Origin of the sequence: Streptomyces sp. NPDC051104 (genome assembly GCF_040682835.1) — a bacterium.
GTDB classification, from domain to species: domain Bacteria; phylum Actinomycetota; class Actinomycetes; order Streptomycetales; family Streptomycetaceae; genus Streptomyces; species Streptomyces cynarae.
Genome location: NZ_JBFBBS010000016.1, coordinates 13,968 through 29,121, shown reverse-complemented (window position 1 = coordinate 29,121; position 15,154 = coordinate 13,968). Strand labels below are relative to the sequence as shown.

At 70.8% G+C, this 15,154-nt stretch carries 12 protein-coding genes; all 12 read left to right on the top strand.

From position 1 onward, the window contains the following. Nucleotides 1-169 precede the first annotated feature (169 nt). A complete protein-coding gene (locus AB0N14_RS22245) occupies nucleotides 170-1,501 on the top strand; it encodes an OFA family MFS transporter (RefSeq protein ID WP_366027442.1) in 1,332 nt (443 codons plus the stop codon). Further along, nucleotides 1,476-1,604 carry a hypothetical protein gene (locus tag AB0N14_RS22240; RefSeq protein WP_366027441.1) on the top strand — a complete coding sequence of 43 codons (129 nt, stop codon included), beginning with the start codon at nucleotides 1,476-1,478 and terminating at the stop codon, nucleotides 1,602-1,604. Before AB0N14_RS22245 ends, AB0N14_RS22240 begins: the two co-directional genes overlap by 26 nt. Nucleotides 1,605-1,755: 151 nt before the next feature. Continuing rightward, entirely contained in the window at nucleotides 1,756-2,703 is a 948-nt protein-coding gene (locus AB0N14_RS22235; protein ID WP_366027440.1) for a beta-ketoacyl-ACP synthase III, read from the top strand. Between the two features lie 431 nt (nucleotides 2,704-3,134). Beyond that, entirely contained in the window at nucleotides 3,135-3,812 is a 678-nt protein-coding gene (locus AB0N14_RS22230; RefSeq protein WP_366027439.1) for a GntR family transcriptional regulator, read from the top strand. A gap of 159 nt (nucleotides 3,813-3,971) precedes the next feature. After that, on the top strand, nucleotides 3,972-5,153 hold the full coding sequence (locus tag AB0N14_RS22225) for an ROK family transcriptional regulator (RefSeq protein ID WP_366027438.1): 1,182 nt from the start codon (nucleotides 3,972-3,974) through the stop codon (nucleotides 5,151-5,153). Between the two features lie 121 nt (nucleotides 5,154-5,274). Continuing rightward, nucleotides 5,275-6,792, top strand: a complete 1,518-nt coding sequence (locus tag AB0N14_RS22220; RefSeq protein ID WP_366027437.1) for a sugar ABC transporter ATP-binding protein — start codon at nucleotides 5,275-5,277, stop codon at nucleotides 6,790-6,792. Then, entirely contained in the window at nucleotides 6,789-7,808 is a 1,020-nt protein-coding gene (locus AB0N14_RS22215; protein ID WP_366027436.1) for an ABC transporter permease, read from the top strand. The genes AB0N14_RS22220 and AB0N14_RS22215 overlap by 4 nt, the downstream gene beginning before the upstream one ends. A 17-nt stretch (nucleotides 7,809-7,825) precedes the next feature. After that, nucleotides 7,826-8,866 (top strand): substrate-binding domain-containing protein, encoded by a 1,041-nt coding sequence (locus AB0N14_RS22210; RefSeq protein ID WP_366027435.1) that lies wholly within the window; start codon nucleotides 7,826-7,828, stop codon nucleotides 8,864-8,866. Between the two features lie 56 nt (nucleotides 8,867-8,922). Next, the gene (locus AB0N14_RS22205; RefSeq protein ID WP_366027434.1) at nucleotides 8,923-10,161 is read left to right on the top strand and encodes a Gfo/Idh/MocA family oxidoreductase; all 1,239 of its coding nucleotides are present in this window, start codon (nucleotides 8,923-8,925) and stop codon (nucleotides 10,159-10,161) included. Nucleotides 10,162-10,174: 13 nt separating this feature from the next. Further along, a complete protein-coding gene (locus AB0N14_RS22200; RefSeq protein ID WP_366027433.1) occupies nucleotides 10,175-11,173 on the top strand; it encodes a sugar phosphate isomerase/epimerase family protein in 999 nt (332 codons plus the stop codon). Nucleotides 11,174-11,257: 84 nt separating this feature from the next. Continuing rightward, a complete protein-coding gene (locus tag AB0N14_RS22195; protein WP_366027432.1) occupies nucleotides 11,258-13,762 on the top strand; it encodes a PQQ-dependent sugar dehydrogenase in 2,505 nt (834 codons plus the stop codon). Between the two features lie 12 nt (nucleotides 13,763-13,774). Beyond that, nucleotides 13,775-15,103, top strand: coding sequence for a ThuA domain-containing protein (locus tag AB0N14_RS22190; RefSeq protein WP_366027431.1), 1,329 nt, complete (start codon nucleotides 13,775-13,777; stop codon nucleotides 15,101-15,103). Nucleotides 15,104-15,154: the final 51 nt, after the last annotated feature.

Here is a 15,154-nt window from a genome sequence, read left to right as displayed (position 1 = left end):
CGGAGTGTCGACGAAATATTGTCTACAGTATGGAAGGGGCCTCGGCAAGGGTATGTGCAGCGCCGGAAACCGGGCGGCACGACCGTTCGGCGCATCCTGGATACCGCTCACCGCATACGGTCGACCGCGGGGTTCTCAATGCCCGTCCGCCTTCCTACTGTTCGGGATCATGAGCCCACCTGTCGCACCCCCGGGATGGAGCCGCTGGCTGGTGCCGCCCGCCGCTCTCTCCGTCCACCTGTCCATCGGCCAGGCCTACGCCTGGAGCGTGTTCAAGCCGCCGCTCGAATCCGCCCTGCACCTCAGCGGCACCCAGAGTGCGCTGCCCTTCCAGCTCGCCATCGTGATGCTCGGGCTGTCGGCCGCGTTCGGCGGCACGCTCGTCGAACGCAACGGCCCGCGCTGGGCCATGACCGTCGCCCTGGTCTGTTTCTCGACCGGTTTCCTGATCTCCGCGCTGGGCGCGCAGACACAGCAGTACTGGCTGATCGTCCTCGGCTACGGGTTCGTCGGCGGCATCGGCCTCGGCATCGGCTACATCTCACCCGTCTCCACCCTGATCAAGTGGTTCCCGGACCGGCCCGGCATGGCCACCGGCATCGCCATCATGGGCTTCGGCGGCGGCGCGCTCATCGCCTCGCCCTGGTCGGCACAGATGCTCCAGTCCTTCGGCTCCGACCACTCCGGGATCGCGCTCGCCTTCCTCGTGCACGGGCTGTCGTACGCCGTCTTCATGTCGCTCGGGGTCCTGCTGGTGCGGGTGCCGCGCAGCGAGGACCTCGAAGGCACGGCCGCCGGGCCGAGCGCCTTCGAAGGGGTGCAGGTCTCCGCCCGGAGCGCCGTGCGCACCCCGCAGTTCTGGTGCCTGTGGATCGTGCTCTGCATGAACGTGACCGCCGGCATCGGCATCCTCGAGAAGGCCGCCCCGATGATCACGGACTTCTTCGCGGACACCTCCACCCCGGTGTCGGCCTCCGCGGCGGCCGGCTTCGTCGCCTTGCTGTCCGCGGCCAACATGGCGGGCCGGATCGGCTGGTCGTCGGCCTCCGACCTGATCGGCCGCAAGAACGTCTACCGCGTCTATCTGGGTGCCGGTGCGATCATGTACCTGCTCATCGCGTCGTTCGGCGACTCCTCAAAGCCCCTGGTCATCCTCTGTGCGCTGGTGATCCTCTCCTTCTACGGCGGCGGCTTCGCGACCATCCCCGCCTATCTGAAGGACCTGTTCGGCGCGTACCAGGTCGGTGCGATCCACGGCCGGCTGCTCACCGCCTGGTCGACCGCCGGGGTCCTCGGGCCGCTGATCGTCAACTGGATCGCCGACCACCAGAAGGAAGCCGGAAAGCACGGGTCGTCCCTCTACGGCCTGTCCTTCGTGATCATGATCGGGCTGCTCGTCATCGGCTTCGCCGCCAACGAGCTGGTCCGGCCCGTCCACCCCCGCCACCACGTCCCCGCACCGAAGGAGGCCGCCGATGGCCGTCGAGAGCAGCCCGCCTGACCGGCGCGCCCTGATCGCCCTCGCCTGGGTGTGGGTGGGGGCACCGCTGGGCTACGGCCTGTACGAGCTCGTCCTGAAGGCCAAGCAGCTCTTCACCGGGTAACAGTTCGGAGGACATGCCCGGGCGCCCGAAAAACTGCGGGAAGTCGACAAGCCGGGCGCCCCATTCCTGTCCTTTCACCTGCCGCCCTACCCGTGAGTCACTGATCAGACTGGTGGATCCCGACACCCACGGCAACGAGGGGGAACCACCCATGAACGGCTCACGCATCACCGCCGTCGGCCACTACCAGCCCGCCAAGGTGCTCACCAACGAGGACCTGGCGGGCCTGGTCGACACCAGCGACGAGTGGATCAGGACCCGGGTGGGCATCCGCACGCGCCACATCGCCGGAGCCGACGAGCCCGTCGACGAGCTCGCCGCGCACGCTGCCGCCAAGGCGTTGGCGGCAGCCGGCCTGGCGCCCGGCGACATCGACCTCGTCCTGGTCGCCACCTGCACCGCCGTCGACCGCTCCCCGAACACGGCGGCCCGCGTCGCGGCCCGGCTCGGCATGCCGCAGCCCGCCGCGATGGACGTCAACGTCGTCTGCGCCGGCTTCACCCACGCGCTCGCCACCGCCGACCACGCCGTGCGCGCGGGCGCGGCGAGCAGGGCACTCGTCATCGGCGCCGAGAAGATGTCCGATGTCACGGACTGGACGGACCGTACGACGTGCGTGCTGGTCGGGGACGGTGCGGGGGCCGCCGTCGTCGAGGCGTGCCCCGCCGGTGAGGAGCCCGGGATCGGGCCCGTGCTGTGGGGTTCGGTGCCCGAGATGGGGCACGCGGTCCGGGTCGAGGGGACGCCTGCGCGGTTCGCGCAGGAAGGGCAGAGCGTGTACCGGTGGGCGACGACCCAGCTGCCGCCCATCGCGCGCCGGGTGTGCGAGCGGGCCGGGATCGCGCCCGAGGAGCTCGCCGCGGTCGTGCTGCACCAGGCCAACCTGCGCATCATCGAACCGCTCGCGGAGAAGCTGGGCGCCGTGAACGCGGTCGTCGCGCGCGACGTCACCGAGTCGGGGAACACCTCGGCGGCGAGTATCCCGCTCGCCCTGTCGAAGCTCGTGGAGCGCGGGGAGATCTCGAGCGGTGAACCCGTGCTGCTGTTCGGGTTCGGCGGGAACCTCTCGTACGCGGGACAGGTGATTCGCTGCCCGTGAGCGGTCGTTCGTGGGTCGTTCTTGTTCGTGGGTCGGCGGCGGTGGTCGTCGTTGTGGGCGGTCGTTCGTGGATCGGTGCCGGTGGTCGTCGTTGTGGGCGGTCGTTCGTGGATCGGTGCCGGTGGTCGTCGTTGTGGGCGGTCGTTCGTGGATGGGCACCCGTGGTCGTCATCCGTGAGCCGTCGCTCGTGGATCGGCGCCCGTGGTCGTCATCCGTGAGCCGTCGTTCGTGAGTCGTCGCGCTCGGTCGCCCTCTGTGAGCCGTCGCCGGAAGGCCGTGCGTCGGGTCGTCCGTCAGCCGTCGTCGGACGGCCGTGCGACGAGGCCAACTCCCCGCAGGGCCGGCTCTTGTGCGCGTAGACTGTAGACGAAAGACAATTCATACTGGCTTTCCGGCTACCGTGCCGCCGTTGCCCTGGAGGGGGACCGCGATGTTGTCGACAGGACTGCCGCAGGGAGCGGTGCCCAGGCTCGAGCGGCCGGGCCCGTTGCGCGACCGTGTCTACGAGGCGCTGCTCGAACTCATCACCACGCGTGCCCTCCAACCGGGCCAGCACCTCGTCGAGAGCGAGCTCGCCGGGCACCTCGGGGTCTCCCGGCAGCCGGTGCGCGAGGCGCTGCAGCGGCTGAACACCGAGGGGTGGGTCGATCTGCGGCCCGCCCAGGGGGCGTTCGTGCACGAGCCCACGGAGGAGGAGGCCGACCAGCTCCTCACCGTCCGTACGCTGCTGGAGGCGGAGGCCGCCCGGCTCGCCGCCGCGAACGCGGACAGCGCGGGTGTCACGGTTCTGGAGGAGCTGTGCGCCGAGGGCGAGCGGGCCGTGGCGCAGGACGACGTGGACGGGGCGGTCGCGCTCAACGCCCGCTTCCACGCGAAGGTGATGGAGCTGGCGGGCAACGCGGTCCTCGCGGAACTGGCGGGGCAGGTCGACCGCCGGGTGCGCTGGTACTACACGCCGGTCGCCCGGCAGCGCGGCCGGCAGTCGTGGATCGAACACCGCGAGCTGATCGCGGCGATCGCGGCTCGGGACGAGCAGCGCGCCACCCACCTTATGCGTGAACACACCGAGCACACGCGGCGGTCGTACCACGCCCGGTCGGAGTCCTGAGCCACGGGCCGGTCCAGCCCCGTCTTTGTCCTGTGAGTGGAGAAAGTTGGCGGCAATTCGCGCGCTACTTCTTCCCAGCCTCGGCCACCGCTGCTACGTTCCCCTCGAAAGCCCGACAACTGGTGGCCGAATTGAGGCGGGGAGGGGCGCGTGAGACGGATGACGGCACGACCCGCGAACGCACACCAGGCCCGGCTGCTCAAGCTGTTGCGCGACGGGGGGCCGCACTCCCGGGCGCAACTGGGTGACCAGGTCGACCTGTCGCGGTCCAAGCTGGCCGTGGAGGTCGACCGGCTCCTGGAGACGGGACTGGTCGTCGCCGACGGTCTCGCCGCCTCCCGGGGCGGCCGCCGCTCGCACAACATCCGTCTCGCTCCGAACCTCCGCTTCCTCGGCGTCGACATCGGCGCGACCTCGGTCGACGTCGCGGTCACCAACGCCGAACTGGAAGTGCTCGGCCACCTCAACCAGACCATGGACGTGCGCGAGGGCCCCGTCGCGGTCTTCGAGCAAGTCCTTTCCATGGCCGCCAAGTTGAAGACCTCCGGCCTCGCGGAGGGCTTCGACGGCGCCGGAATCGGCGTCCCCGGGCCGGTCCGCTTCCCCGAGGGCGTCCCCGTGGCGCCCCCGATCATGCCCGGCTGGGACGGCTTCCCGGTGCGGGAGGCCCTCAGCCAGGAACTCGGCTGCCCGGTCATGGTCGACAACGACGTGAACCTGATGGCGATGGGGGAGCAGCACGCGGGCGTCGCCCGCACCGTGGGCGACTTCCTCTGCGTCAAGATCGGCACCGGTATCGGCTGCGGCATCGTCGTCGGCGGTGAGGTCTACCGCGGCACGACGGGCAGCGCGGGCGACATCGGGCACATCCAGGCCGTGCCCGACGGACGCCCGTGCGCCTGCGGCAACCGGGGCTGCCTGGAGGCCCACTTCAGCGGCGCGGCACTCGCCCGTGACGCGCTGGAGGCCGCCCACCAGGGACTCTCGGCGGAGCTCGCCTCTCGCCTGGAGACGAACGGCACCCTCACCGCCGCCGACGTCGCCGCCGCGGCCGCCGCGGGCGACGCCACCTCCCTCGACCTCATCCGGGAGGGCGGCACCCGCACCGGCCAGGTCATCGCCGGTCTGGTCAGCTTCTTCAACCCCGGCCTCGTGGTGATCGGCGGCGGGGTGACCGGCCTCGGCCACACCCTGCTCGCCGCGATCCGCACCCAGGTCTACCGCCAGTCGCTGCCGCTCGCGACCGGCAATCTCCCCATCGTCCTCGGGGAGTTGGGCCAGAACGCGGGCGTGATCGGCGCGGCCCGCCTCATCAGCGACCACCTGTTCTCACCCGCGTAAGCAACCGCCGCACGTACGGAACTCCAGCACGGCGCCCTGCTCTGCCCTGCCCTGAAACCGCCTGCCCAGCGCCGGCGGCACGCCCTGACACCGGCCCGCACGCCCGCCGAGGGGAACCCACATGGCACCAGAACCACCGCTGCTCAGCATGTCCGGCATCACCAAGTCGTTCCCCGGGGTCCGGGCCCTCGACGGCGTCGACCTCGACGTCCAGACCGGTGAAGTGCACTGCCTGCTCGGCCAGAACGGGGCCGGGAAGTCCACCCTCATCAAGGTTCTCGCCGGCGCCCACCAGCCCGACACCGGCACCATCCACTGGCGCGGGGAGCCCGTCACGCTCCGCTCGCCGATCGCGGCCATGCGCCTGGGCATCGCCACCATCTACCAGGAACTCGACCTGGTGGAGCACCTGTCGGTGGCCGAGAACGTCCACCTGGGCCACGAACCCACGGCCGCCGGCTTCGTCGTACGGCGAAAAACGGCCCGGACGTCAACAGCACGGCTGCTCCGGCGACTCGGGCACCCGGAGATCGACCCGTCCCGCCTCGTGGGCGAGCTGTCGGCCGCCCAGCAGCAGATCGTGTCCATGGCGCGGGCGCTCTCGCACGACGTACGGCTCATCGTGATGGACGAGCCGTCCGCCGCGCTCGACCCGGACGAGGTCGACAACCTGTTCCGCATCGTCGGCGATCTCACCGCCGACGGAGTCGCCGTCGTCTACATCTCGCACCGTCTGGAGGAGATCCGCCGCATCGGCGACCGGGTGATCGTCCTCAAGGACGGGCGGGCCGTCGCGGGCGGACTGCCGGCGAAGACCACACCGACCCATGACGTCGTCGCCCTGATGACGGGACGCGACGTCGCGCACGTCTTCCCCGAGCGGCCCGCGTCCCCGCCGCACGGCACGCCCGTACTGGAGGTCCGAGGACTGGCCCGGCAGGGCGAGTTCGAGCCGCTCGACCTCGAGGTGCGCGCCGGGGAGATCGTCGGCCTGGCCGGGCTCGTCGGTTCCGGGCGCTCCGAGATCCTGGAGACCCTCTACGGAGCCCGCAGGCCCACCGCGGGACAGGTCCTCGTCGACGGGCGCCCGTTGCGCCCGGGCAGCGTACGCGCCGCGGTGCGCGCCGGGCTGGGCCTCGCACCCGAGGAACGCAAGGCGCAGGCCCTGCTGATGCTGGAGTCCGTCACCCGCAACGTCTCGATCTCCTCCCTGTCCCGCTTCTCGCGCGGCGGCTGGATCGACCGGGGCGCGGAACGGGGCGCGGCGCGCGCGACGACTCGCGAGCTGTCCCTGCGGCCCGACAACCCGGCCGTGCCGATCCGCACCCTCTCGGGCGGCAACCAGCAGAAAGCCGTCCTCGCCCGCTGGCTGCTGCGCGGCTGCCGCGTGCTGCTGCTCGACGAACCGACCCGAGGCGTCGACGTCGGCGCCCGCGCCGAGCTGTACGCGGTCGTCCGGCGCCTGGCCGACGAGGGTCTCGCGGTGCTGCTGGTCTCCAGCGAGGTGCCCGAGGTGCTGGGTCTCGCCGACCGCGTCCTGGTCCTGCGCGAGGGCCGCGTCGTCCATACCGCGCCGGCCCGTGAGCTGGACGAACACCGCGTACTCGACCTCGTCATGGAAGGAAGCCCGGTGTCATGACGCAGCCCGTCTCCCCGCCGCGGGACACCGCCGACAAGGTGCCCTCGGTCGGTCAATTCCCCGCGTGGCGTGCCCTGGTGTCCCGCACCGACGTACGCACCCTGTCCCTCCTCGGCGTGCTCGCCGCGCTCGTCCTCATCGGTGGGATCACCAAACCGGACGAGTTCCTCGACACCCGCAACCTCCAGCTCGTCCTCACCCAGGCCTCCGTGATCGGCGTCGTCACCGTCGGCATGACCTTCGTCATCACCTCCGGCGGCATCGACCTGTCCGTCGGCGCGATCGTCGCGCTGGCCTCGGTGTGGGCGACCACGGTCGCCACCCAGGAGTACGGCTTCGCGGGCATCCTCTTCACGGCGGTCGTCGTCGGCGTGGGCTGCGGACTGGTCAACGGCCTGCTCATCGCCTACGGCGGCATGGTCCCGTTCATCGCGACGCTCGCCATGCTGGCCTCCGCACGCGGCCTCGCCCTGCAGATCACCGGCGGCAGGACACAGATCGTCACCGTCGACGGCATCCTCGAGCTCGGGGAACGCGACTCCTACGTGCTCGGCATCCCCCCGCTCGTCCTGGTCTTCGCCGTCGTCACCGTCATCGGCTGGCTACTGCTCAACCGCACCACCTTCGGCCGCCGCACCGTCGCCGTCGGCGGCAACGCGGAGGCGGCCCGCCTCGCCGGCATCGACGTACGCCGCCAGCGGCTGTACCTCTACCTGCTGTCCGGGCTGTGCTGCGGCATCGCCGCGTTCCTGCTGATCATCCTGTCCGGCTCGGGCCAGAACACCAACGGCAACCTGTACGAACTCGACGCCATCGCCGCCGCGATCATCGGCGGGACGCTGCTCAGCGGCGGTCGCGGCACCATCACCGGCTCCGCCCTCGGCGTCCTGGTCTTCACCACGATCACCGACATCTTCGCCCTGAACAACCTGCAGAGCGACGTCCAGCAGATCGCCAAGGGCGCGATCATCGTCGCCGCCGTGCTGGTCCAGCGCCGTACCGCGAGCACGACCTGAGGAAAGGGTTCACCGCCATGTCGCCACTCACCAGTCGCAGAGGACTGCTCTTCGGGACCGCCGCCGTCTCCGCCGGTACCTTCCTCGCGGGTTGCACGAGTAACGAGGTCAAGGACGACAAGCCCGCCGCGAACGACCAACCGGCCGCCGGCGACAAGCCCGGCAAGCACGTCACCATCGGCTTCGCCGGCCCGCAGGCCGACCACGGCTGGCTCAACGCCATCAACGACAATGCCAAGAGCCGCGCCAAGAAGTACTCCGATGTGACCCTGGAGATCACCGAGGGCTCCAACGACACCGCCGCGCAGATCGGCCAGATCGAGACGCTGATCAACAAGAAGGTCGACGTGCTGGTGGTGTTGCCCGCCGACGGCAAGGCACTCACCCAGGTCGGGCTGAAGGCGATGCGCGCGGGCATCCCCGTCGTCAACCTCGACCGCGTCTTCAACACCCCGCAGGCCTACCGCTGCTGGATCGGCGGTGACAACTACGGCATGGGCCTCAACGCCGGCCACTACATCGGCGAGAAGCTCAAGGGCAAGGCGAACGCCCGCGTCATCGAACTCGCCGGCCTGGACAACCTGGAACTGACCAAGCAGCGCACCCAGGGCTTCGACGACGCCCTGAAGAACTACCCGAACATCAAGAAGGTCGCCCGCCAGGCCGCCGACTTCACGGTCGAGTCGGGGCAGGCCAAGATGGCCCAACTGCTCCAGGCGCAGCCGAAGTTCGACGCCCTCTGGAACCACGACGACGACCAGGGCGTAGGCGCGCTGCGCGCCATCCAGCAGGCCGGGCGCGACGACTTCCTGATGGTCGGCGGGGCCGGGGCGCTGTCCGCGTTCCAGGCCATCAAGCAGGACAACAGCGTGCTCAAGGCGACCGTCCTGTACCCGCCGACCATGGCCGCGTCCGCAATCGACCTCGCCCGCGCCCTCGGCCAGGGCAAGGGCGTCGGCGGCCTGGCCGAGTACGAGATCCCGGCCTCCATCACCCTCTACTCGGCCGTCGTCGACAAGGACAACGTCGACCGCTACATGCCCACCGGCTTCAGGTGACGCTCCACCCGCACCCCCCACGGCGCACCACCACCAGGACGAGGAGGACCTTCCGTATGGGACAGCCGCAGCAGTCAGAAGGTGCGGAGAGCGAGACGACGGCACCTGCCGGGACCGGCGCCGGGAAGCCGTCCCTGCGCGTCGGCATGGTCGGCTACGCCTTCATGGGCGCCGCCCACTCCCAGGGCTGGCGCACCGTGGGCCGTGTCTTCGACCTGCCCCTGCGCCCGGTGATGGCCGCGGTCTGCGGCCGCGATCCGGCCGCCGTGCGCGCAGCGGCCGACCGCCACGGCTGGGCGGCGGCCGAGACCGACTGGCGGGCGCTGATCGCCCGGGACGACATCGACCTCGTCGACATCTGCACCCCGGGGGACAGCCACGCCGAGATCGCCCTGGCCGCCCTCGCGGCGGGCAAGCACGTGCTGTGCGAGAAGCCGCTGGCGAACACCGTGGAGGAGGCCGAGGCGATGGCCGCGGCGGCCGAAGCGGCCCACGCACGCGGTCAGCGCGCGATGGTCGGCTTCAACTACCGCCGCCTCCCCGCCACCGCGCTCGCCCGCCGCATGGTCGCCGAGGGCCGGATCGGCACCCTGCGGCACGTGCGGGTGTCGTACCTCCAGGACTGGCTGGTCGACCCTTCCTTCCCGCTGACCTGGCGGCTGCGCGGGGAGCTGGCCGGCTCCGGCTCGCTCGGCGACCTCGGCGCGCACATCGTCGACCTCGCCCAGTACCTGGCGGGGGAACGCCTGGCCGGCGTGTCCGCGCTCACCGAGACCTTCGTCCGGCAACGGCCCCTGCCCCACGGCCCCACCAGCGGGCTCAGCGCCGCATCGGCCGACGGCACCGGCGAGGTGACCGTGGACGACGCCGCCCTGTTCACGGGCCGCTTCGCCTCCGGCGCCCTCGCCTCCTTCGAGGCCACCCGGTACGCCACCGGCCGCAAGAACGCCCTGTGCATCGAACTCAACGGCGAGCGCGGCTCCCTCGCCTTCGACCTGGAGCGGCTCAACGAGCTGTCGTACCACGACGCCACCGAACCCGAGGCGCACGCCGGCTTCCGCCGCATCCTGGTCACCGAACCCGACCATCCCTACCTGGACGCCTGGTGGCCGCCGGGCCACGGCCTCGGCTACGAGCACACCTTCGTCCACCAGGCCCGCGACCTCGTCCACGCGATCGCCGAGGGCAGCACGCCCGACCCCTCCTTCACCGACGGGCTGCAGGTCCAGCGGGTCCTCGCCGCGGTGGAGGAGAGCGCCGAGAAGAACTCCGTCTATACGCCCATAGCGGTCTGAGGGGGACTGCCGTATGCCGCGCACCTTCACCCTGTTCACCGGCCAGTGGGCCGACCTGCCCCTGGAGGAGGTCTGCCGCCTCGCCCGCGACTTCGGCTACGACGGACTCGAACTCGCCTGCTGGGGCGACCACTTCGAGGTCGACAAGGCCCTCGCCGACCCGTCGTACGTCGACTCCCGCCGTCAGCTCCTCGACAAGTACGGCCTGAAGTGCTGGGCGATCTCCAACCACCTCGTAGGCCAAGCGGTGTGCGACGCCATCATCGACGAACGCCACCGGGCCATCCTGCCCGCCCGCATCTGGGGCGACGGCGAGCCCGAGGGTGTACGGCAGCGGGCCGCCGCCGAGATCGCGGACACCGCGCGCGCCGCCGCCGCCTTCGGCGTCGACACCGTCATCGGCTTCACCGGCTCCGCCATCTGGCACCTGGTCGCGATGTTCCCGCCCGCACCCGAGTCGATGATCGAACGCGGCTACGAGGACTTCGCCGAGCGGTGGAATCCGATCCTCGACGTGTTCGACGCGGAGGGCGTCCGGTTCGCGCACGAGGTCCACCCGAGCGAGATCGCCTACGACTACTGGACGACGCAGCGCGCCCTGGCCGCCGTCGACCACCGCCCCGCCTTCGGCCTGAACTTCGACCCCTCCCACTTCGTGTGGCAGGACCTCGACCCGGTCGGCTTCCTGTGGGACTTCCGCGACCGGATCTACCACGTCGACTGCAAGGAGGCCCGCAAGCGCCTCGACGGGCGCAACGGCCGCCTCGGCTCCCACCTGCCCTGGGGCGACCCCCGCCGCGGCTGGGACTTCGTGTCCGCCGGGCACGGCGACGTGCCCTGGGAGGACGTCTTCCGGATGCTGCGCTCCATCGACTACCGGGGACCCGTCTCCGTGGAGTGGGAGGACGCCGGCATGGACCGGCTCCAGGGCGCCCCCGAGGCCCTGACCCGGCTGAAGGCGTACGACTTCGAGCCGCCGTCGGCCTCGTTCGACGCGGCGTTCGGCAACTGATCACCCCATCAAGCCCTCCGGGATGACGGCGCATCCCGGCGTACCGCACCCGCCCGTACAACCGGCCCCATTCTGGAGGCATTCGTGCACGGGAACGACCGCACCACCCGCACCGGCAGAGTCACCGCTCACAGACGACGCCCGTCCCTGCGCAGAGCCGTCGCCCTGCTCGGCGGCGCCCTGCTGGCAGGCGCGTCCCTCACCTTCGTCGCCCCCCAGGCCGGCGCAGCCGTCACCGACGCGGGGACCGCGGCGGCGGAGGACTTCCAGCAGGTCACCCTCGCCAAGGGCGAGGCCGAGGTCGGCGAGCCCATGTCGCTGGCCGTCCTCCCGGACCGCTCCGTCCTCCACACCTCCCGCGACGGTGAACTCCGCATCACCGACGCGGCGGGCAACACCCGCCTGGCCGGCAAGCTCGACGTCTACTCGCACGACGAGGAAGGCCTCCAAGGCATCGGCGTCGACCCGGACTTCACCACCAACCGTTTCATCTACCTCTACTACGCGCCCCCGCTGAACACCCCGGCGGGCGACGCCCCCGAGACCGGCACCGCGGCCGACTTCGCGGCCTTCGACGGCGTCAACCGACTCTCCCGGTTCGTCCTGAAGACCGACGGGACACTCGATGCGGCGAGCGAGAAGAAGATCCTCGACGTGCCCGCCTCCCGCGGCATCTGCTGCCATGTCGGCGGCGACATCGACTTCGACGCCGCCGGGAACCTGTATCTGTCGACCGGCGACGACACCAACCCCTTCCAGTCGGACGGCTTCACCCCCATCGACGAGCGCTCCGACCGCAACCCGGCCTTCGACGCCCAGCGCTCGGCCGGCAACACCAACGACCTGCGCGGCAAGATCCTGCGCATCAAGGTGAACGCGGACGGCTCGTACGCGATACCCGACGGCAACCTCTTCCCGCCCGGCACGGACAAGACGCGGCCCGAGATCTACGCGATGGGCTTCCGCAACCCGTTCCGCTTCAGCGTCGACAAGCAGACCGGCATCCTCTACGTCGGCGACTACGGCCCCGACGCCGGTGCCGCCGACCCGAACCGTGGGCCCGCCGGCCAGGTCGAGTTCGCCCGTGTCACCGTTCCCGGCAACTTCGGCTGGCCGTACTGCACCGGCGCCAACGACGCCTACGTCGACTACGACTTCGCGACGAAGGCGTCGGGCGCGCGCTTCGACTGCGCCGCGCCGAAGAACACTTCGCCGCACAACACCGGCCTGACCGACCTGCCGCCGGCCCAGCCCGCCTGGATCCCCTACAACGGCCCGTCCGTGCCCGAGTTCGGCGACGGCTCCGAGTCCCCGATGGGCGGCCCGGTCTACCACTACGACCCGGCGCTCGACTCGCCGGTGAAGTTCCCGCAGGCGTACGACGGCAACTTCTTCGCGGGTGAGTTCGGCCGCCGCTGGATCAAGCGGATCGTGACCGACGCCGGCGGCACCGTGCAGTCCATCAACCCCTTCCCCTGGTCCGGCACCCAGATCATGGACATGGCGTTCGGGCCCGACGGCGCCCTGTACGTCCTCGACTACGGCACCGCCTGGTTCGGCGGCGACGAGCACTCGGCCCTGTACCGCATCGAGAACGCCACCGACGGCCACTCGCCGGTCGCGCAGGCCGCTGCGAACCGCACCTCCGGGCAGGCGCCGCTGAAGGTGACGTTCTCCTCCGCGGGCACCAGCGACCAGGACGGCGATGCCCTCACCTACAGCTGGGACTTCGGAGACGGGACGACCTCGACGGCGGCCGACCCGACGCACAAGTACAAGAAGAACGGCACCTACACGGCGACGCTGACCGCCAAGGACCCCTCCGGGCGTACCGGGAGCGCGAGCGTGCAGATCGTCGTGGGCAACACCGCGCCCAAGGTCGTGCTCGAACTCCCGCAGGACGGACAGCTGTTCAGCTTCGGGGACGCCATTCCGTTCAAGGTGAAGGTCACCGACCCGGAGGACGGCGCGAACGTCGACTGCTCGAAGGTCAAGGTCACCTTCGTCCTCGGCCACGACTCCCACGGCCACCCGCTCACCTCTGCGAACGGCTGCTCCGGCACCATCCGGACCAGCGCGGACGGCGGCCATGACGACGACGCCAACATCTTCGGGGTCTTCGACGCCGAGTACACCGACGGCGGAGGCGGCGGCCAGGCCCCGCTCACCTCGCACGACCGGAACGTCGCCCAGCCCCGGCACCGCCAGGCCGAGCACTTCAGCACCTCCTCCGGTGTCTCGGTGATCGCCAAGGACACCGCGCACGGCGGCAAGACGGTCGGCGACATCGACAACGGCGACTGGATCTCCTTCACGCCGTACGTGCTGAGCGACGCCAAGAAGATCACCGCGCGCATCGCCTCCGGCGGCGCGGGCGGCACCCTCGAGGTCCGCGCGGGCTCGGCGACGGGCACCCTGCTCGGCAAGGCGACCGTGCCGGTCACGGGCGGCTGGGAGAACTTCCAGGACGTCAGCGCCGACCTGTCCCGAGCGCCGAGGGGTGCGACCACGCTCTACCTGGTCTTCAAGGGGAGCACCGGTTCCGGAGCCCTGTTCGACGTGGACGACTTCACCTTCACGACCGGCTGAGAGGAGGACGGCATGCACACGACCGGACGACTGACGACGGCCGCGGTGGGCGCCGCCCTGCTCCTCGGCGGTGTCACCCAGCCCGCGGCCCCGCACTCCGCGGACGGCACACGGGTGCTGGTCTTCTCCAAGACGGCCGGCTTCCGGCACGACTCGATCCCGGACGGCATCGCGGCGGTGAAGCAGCTCGGCGAGACGGGCGGCTTCACGGTCGACGCGACCGAGGACGCCGGCGCCTTCACCCCGTCGAACCTGCGACGGTACGACGCCGTCGTGTTCCTGTCCACGACGGGGGACGTGCTCGAACCGACGCAGCAAAGTGCCTTCGAGGACTACATCGGGCGCGGCGGCGGCTATGTGGGCATCCACGCGGCCGCCGACACCGAGTACGACTGGGCGTTCTACGGCGGCCTCGCCGGCGCCTACTTCCAGTCGCACCCGGCGATCCAGCCGGCCACGGTGAACGTCGAGGACCGCGCCCACCCGGCCACCTCGGAGCTCGGCCGGACCTGGCAACGCACCGACGAGTGGTACAACTACCGCTCGAACCCCCGGGACAGGGCCCACGTCCTCGCCTCGCTCGACGAGTCCTCGTACACCGGCGGCACCATGAACGGCGACCACCCGATCGCCTGGTGCCAGAACTACCAGGGCGGCCGCGCCTTCTACACCGGCGGCGGCCACACCAAGGAGTCCTACGCCGACCCCGCCTTCCGCCGGCACCTGCTGGGCGGCATCCGGTGGGCCGTCGGCGAAGCCCAGGCGGACTGCCGCCCGGAGAACGGCTACCGTCCGCTCTTCGACGGCACCTCGCTGGAGGGCTGGAAACAGGCGGGCCCGGGCTCCTTCACCCTGGACGCCGACGGCACCCTGACGTCGCAGGGCGGCATGGGCCTGCTCTGGTACGCCGCGTCGGGCTTCTCCTCGTACTCGCTGAAGCTCGACTGGAAGACGTCCGGCGACGACAACTCGGGTGTGTTCGTGGGCTTCCCGCCCTCGGACGACCCGTGGTCGGCCGTGAACAACGGCTACGAGATCCAGATCGACGCCACGGACGTGCCCGAGAAGACCACCGGGTCCGTCTACGGCTTCCAGTCCGCCGACCTGAAGAAGCGCGACCGCGCGCTGAACCCGCCGGGGGAGTGGAACACGTACGAGATCCGCGTGGAGGGCGAACGCCTGCGCGTCTGGCTCAACGGCGTGAAGATCAACGATTTCACCAACACCGATCCGGCCCGGAGCCTCACCGACGGCCACATCGGCATCCAGAACCACGGGGCCGATGACCAGGTGTCCTTCCGCGACATCCGGATCAAGGAACTGCCCGTCAAGGGCAAGTGAGCGGCGGCGGGCGGGCGACGCCGGACTCCCGCCCGCCGCTTTCCTCCCGTC

Bases quoted from the DNA above. Each gene is read 5' to 3' on its own strand.
- AB0N14_RS22215 (WP_366027436.1), top strand. From the start codon at position 6,789: ATGACGCAGCCCGTCTCCCCGCCGCGGGACACCGCCGACAAGGTGCCC.
- AB0N14_RS22230 (WP_366027439.1), top strand. From the start codon at position 3,135: ATGTTGTCGACAGGACTGCCGCAGGGAGCGGTGCCCAGGCTCGAGCGG.
- AB0N14_RS22235 (WP_366027440.1), top strand. From the start codon at position 1,756: ATGAACGGCTCACGCATCACCGCCGTCGGCCACTACCAGCCCGCCAAG.
- AB0N14_RS22200 (WP_366027433.1), top strand. From the start codon at position 10,175: ATGCCGCGCACCTTCACCCTGTTCACCGGCCAGTGGGCCGACCTGCCC.
- AB0N14_RS22220 (WP_366027437.1), top strand. From the start codon at position 5,275: ATGGCACCAGAACCACCGCTGCTCAGCATGTCCGGCATCACCAAGTCG.
- AB0N14_RS22205 (WP_366027434.1), top strand. From the start codon at position 8,923: ATGGGACAGCCGCAGCAGTCAGAAGGTGCGGAGAGCGAGACGACGGCA.
- AB0N14_RS22190 (WP_366027431.1), top strand. From the start codon at position 13,775: ATGCACACGACCGGACGACTGACGACGGCCGCGGTGGGCGCCGCCCTG.
- AB0N14_RS22245 (WP_366027442.1), top strand. From the start codon at position 170: ATGAGCCCACCTGTCGCACCCCCGGGATGGAGCCGCTGGCTGGTGCCG.
- AB0N14_RS22240 (WP_366027441.1), top strand. From the start codon at position 1,476: ATGGCCGTCGAGAGCAGCCCGCCTGACCGGCGCGCCCTGATCGCCCTC.
- AB0N14_RS22225 (WP_366027438.1), top strand. From the start codon at position 3,972: ATGACGGCACGACCCGCGAACGCACACCAGGCCCGGCTGCTCAAGCTG.
- AB0N14_RS22210 (WP_366027435.1), top strand. From the start codon at position 7,826: ATGTCGCCACTCACCAGTCGCAGAGGACTGCTCTTCGGGACCGCCGCC.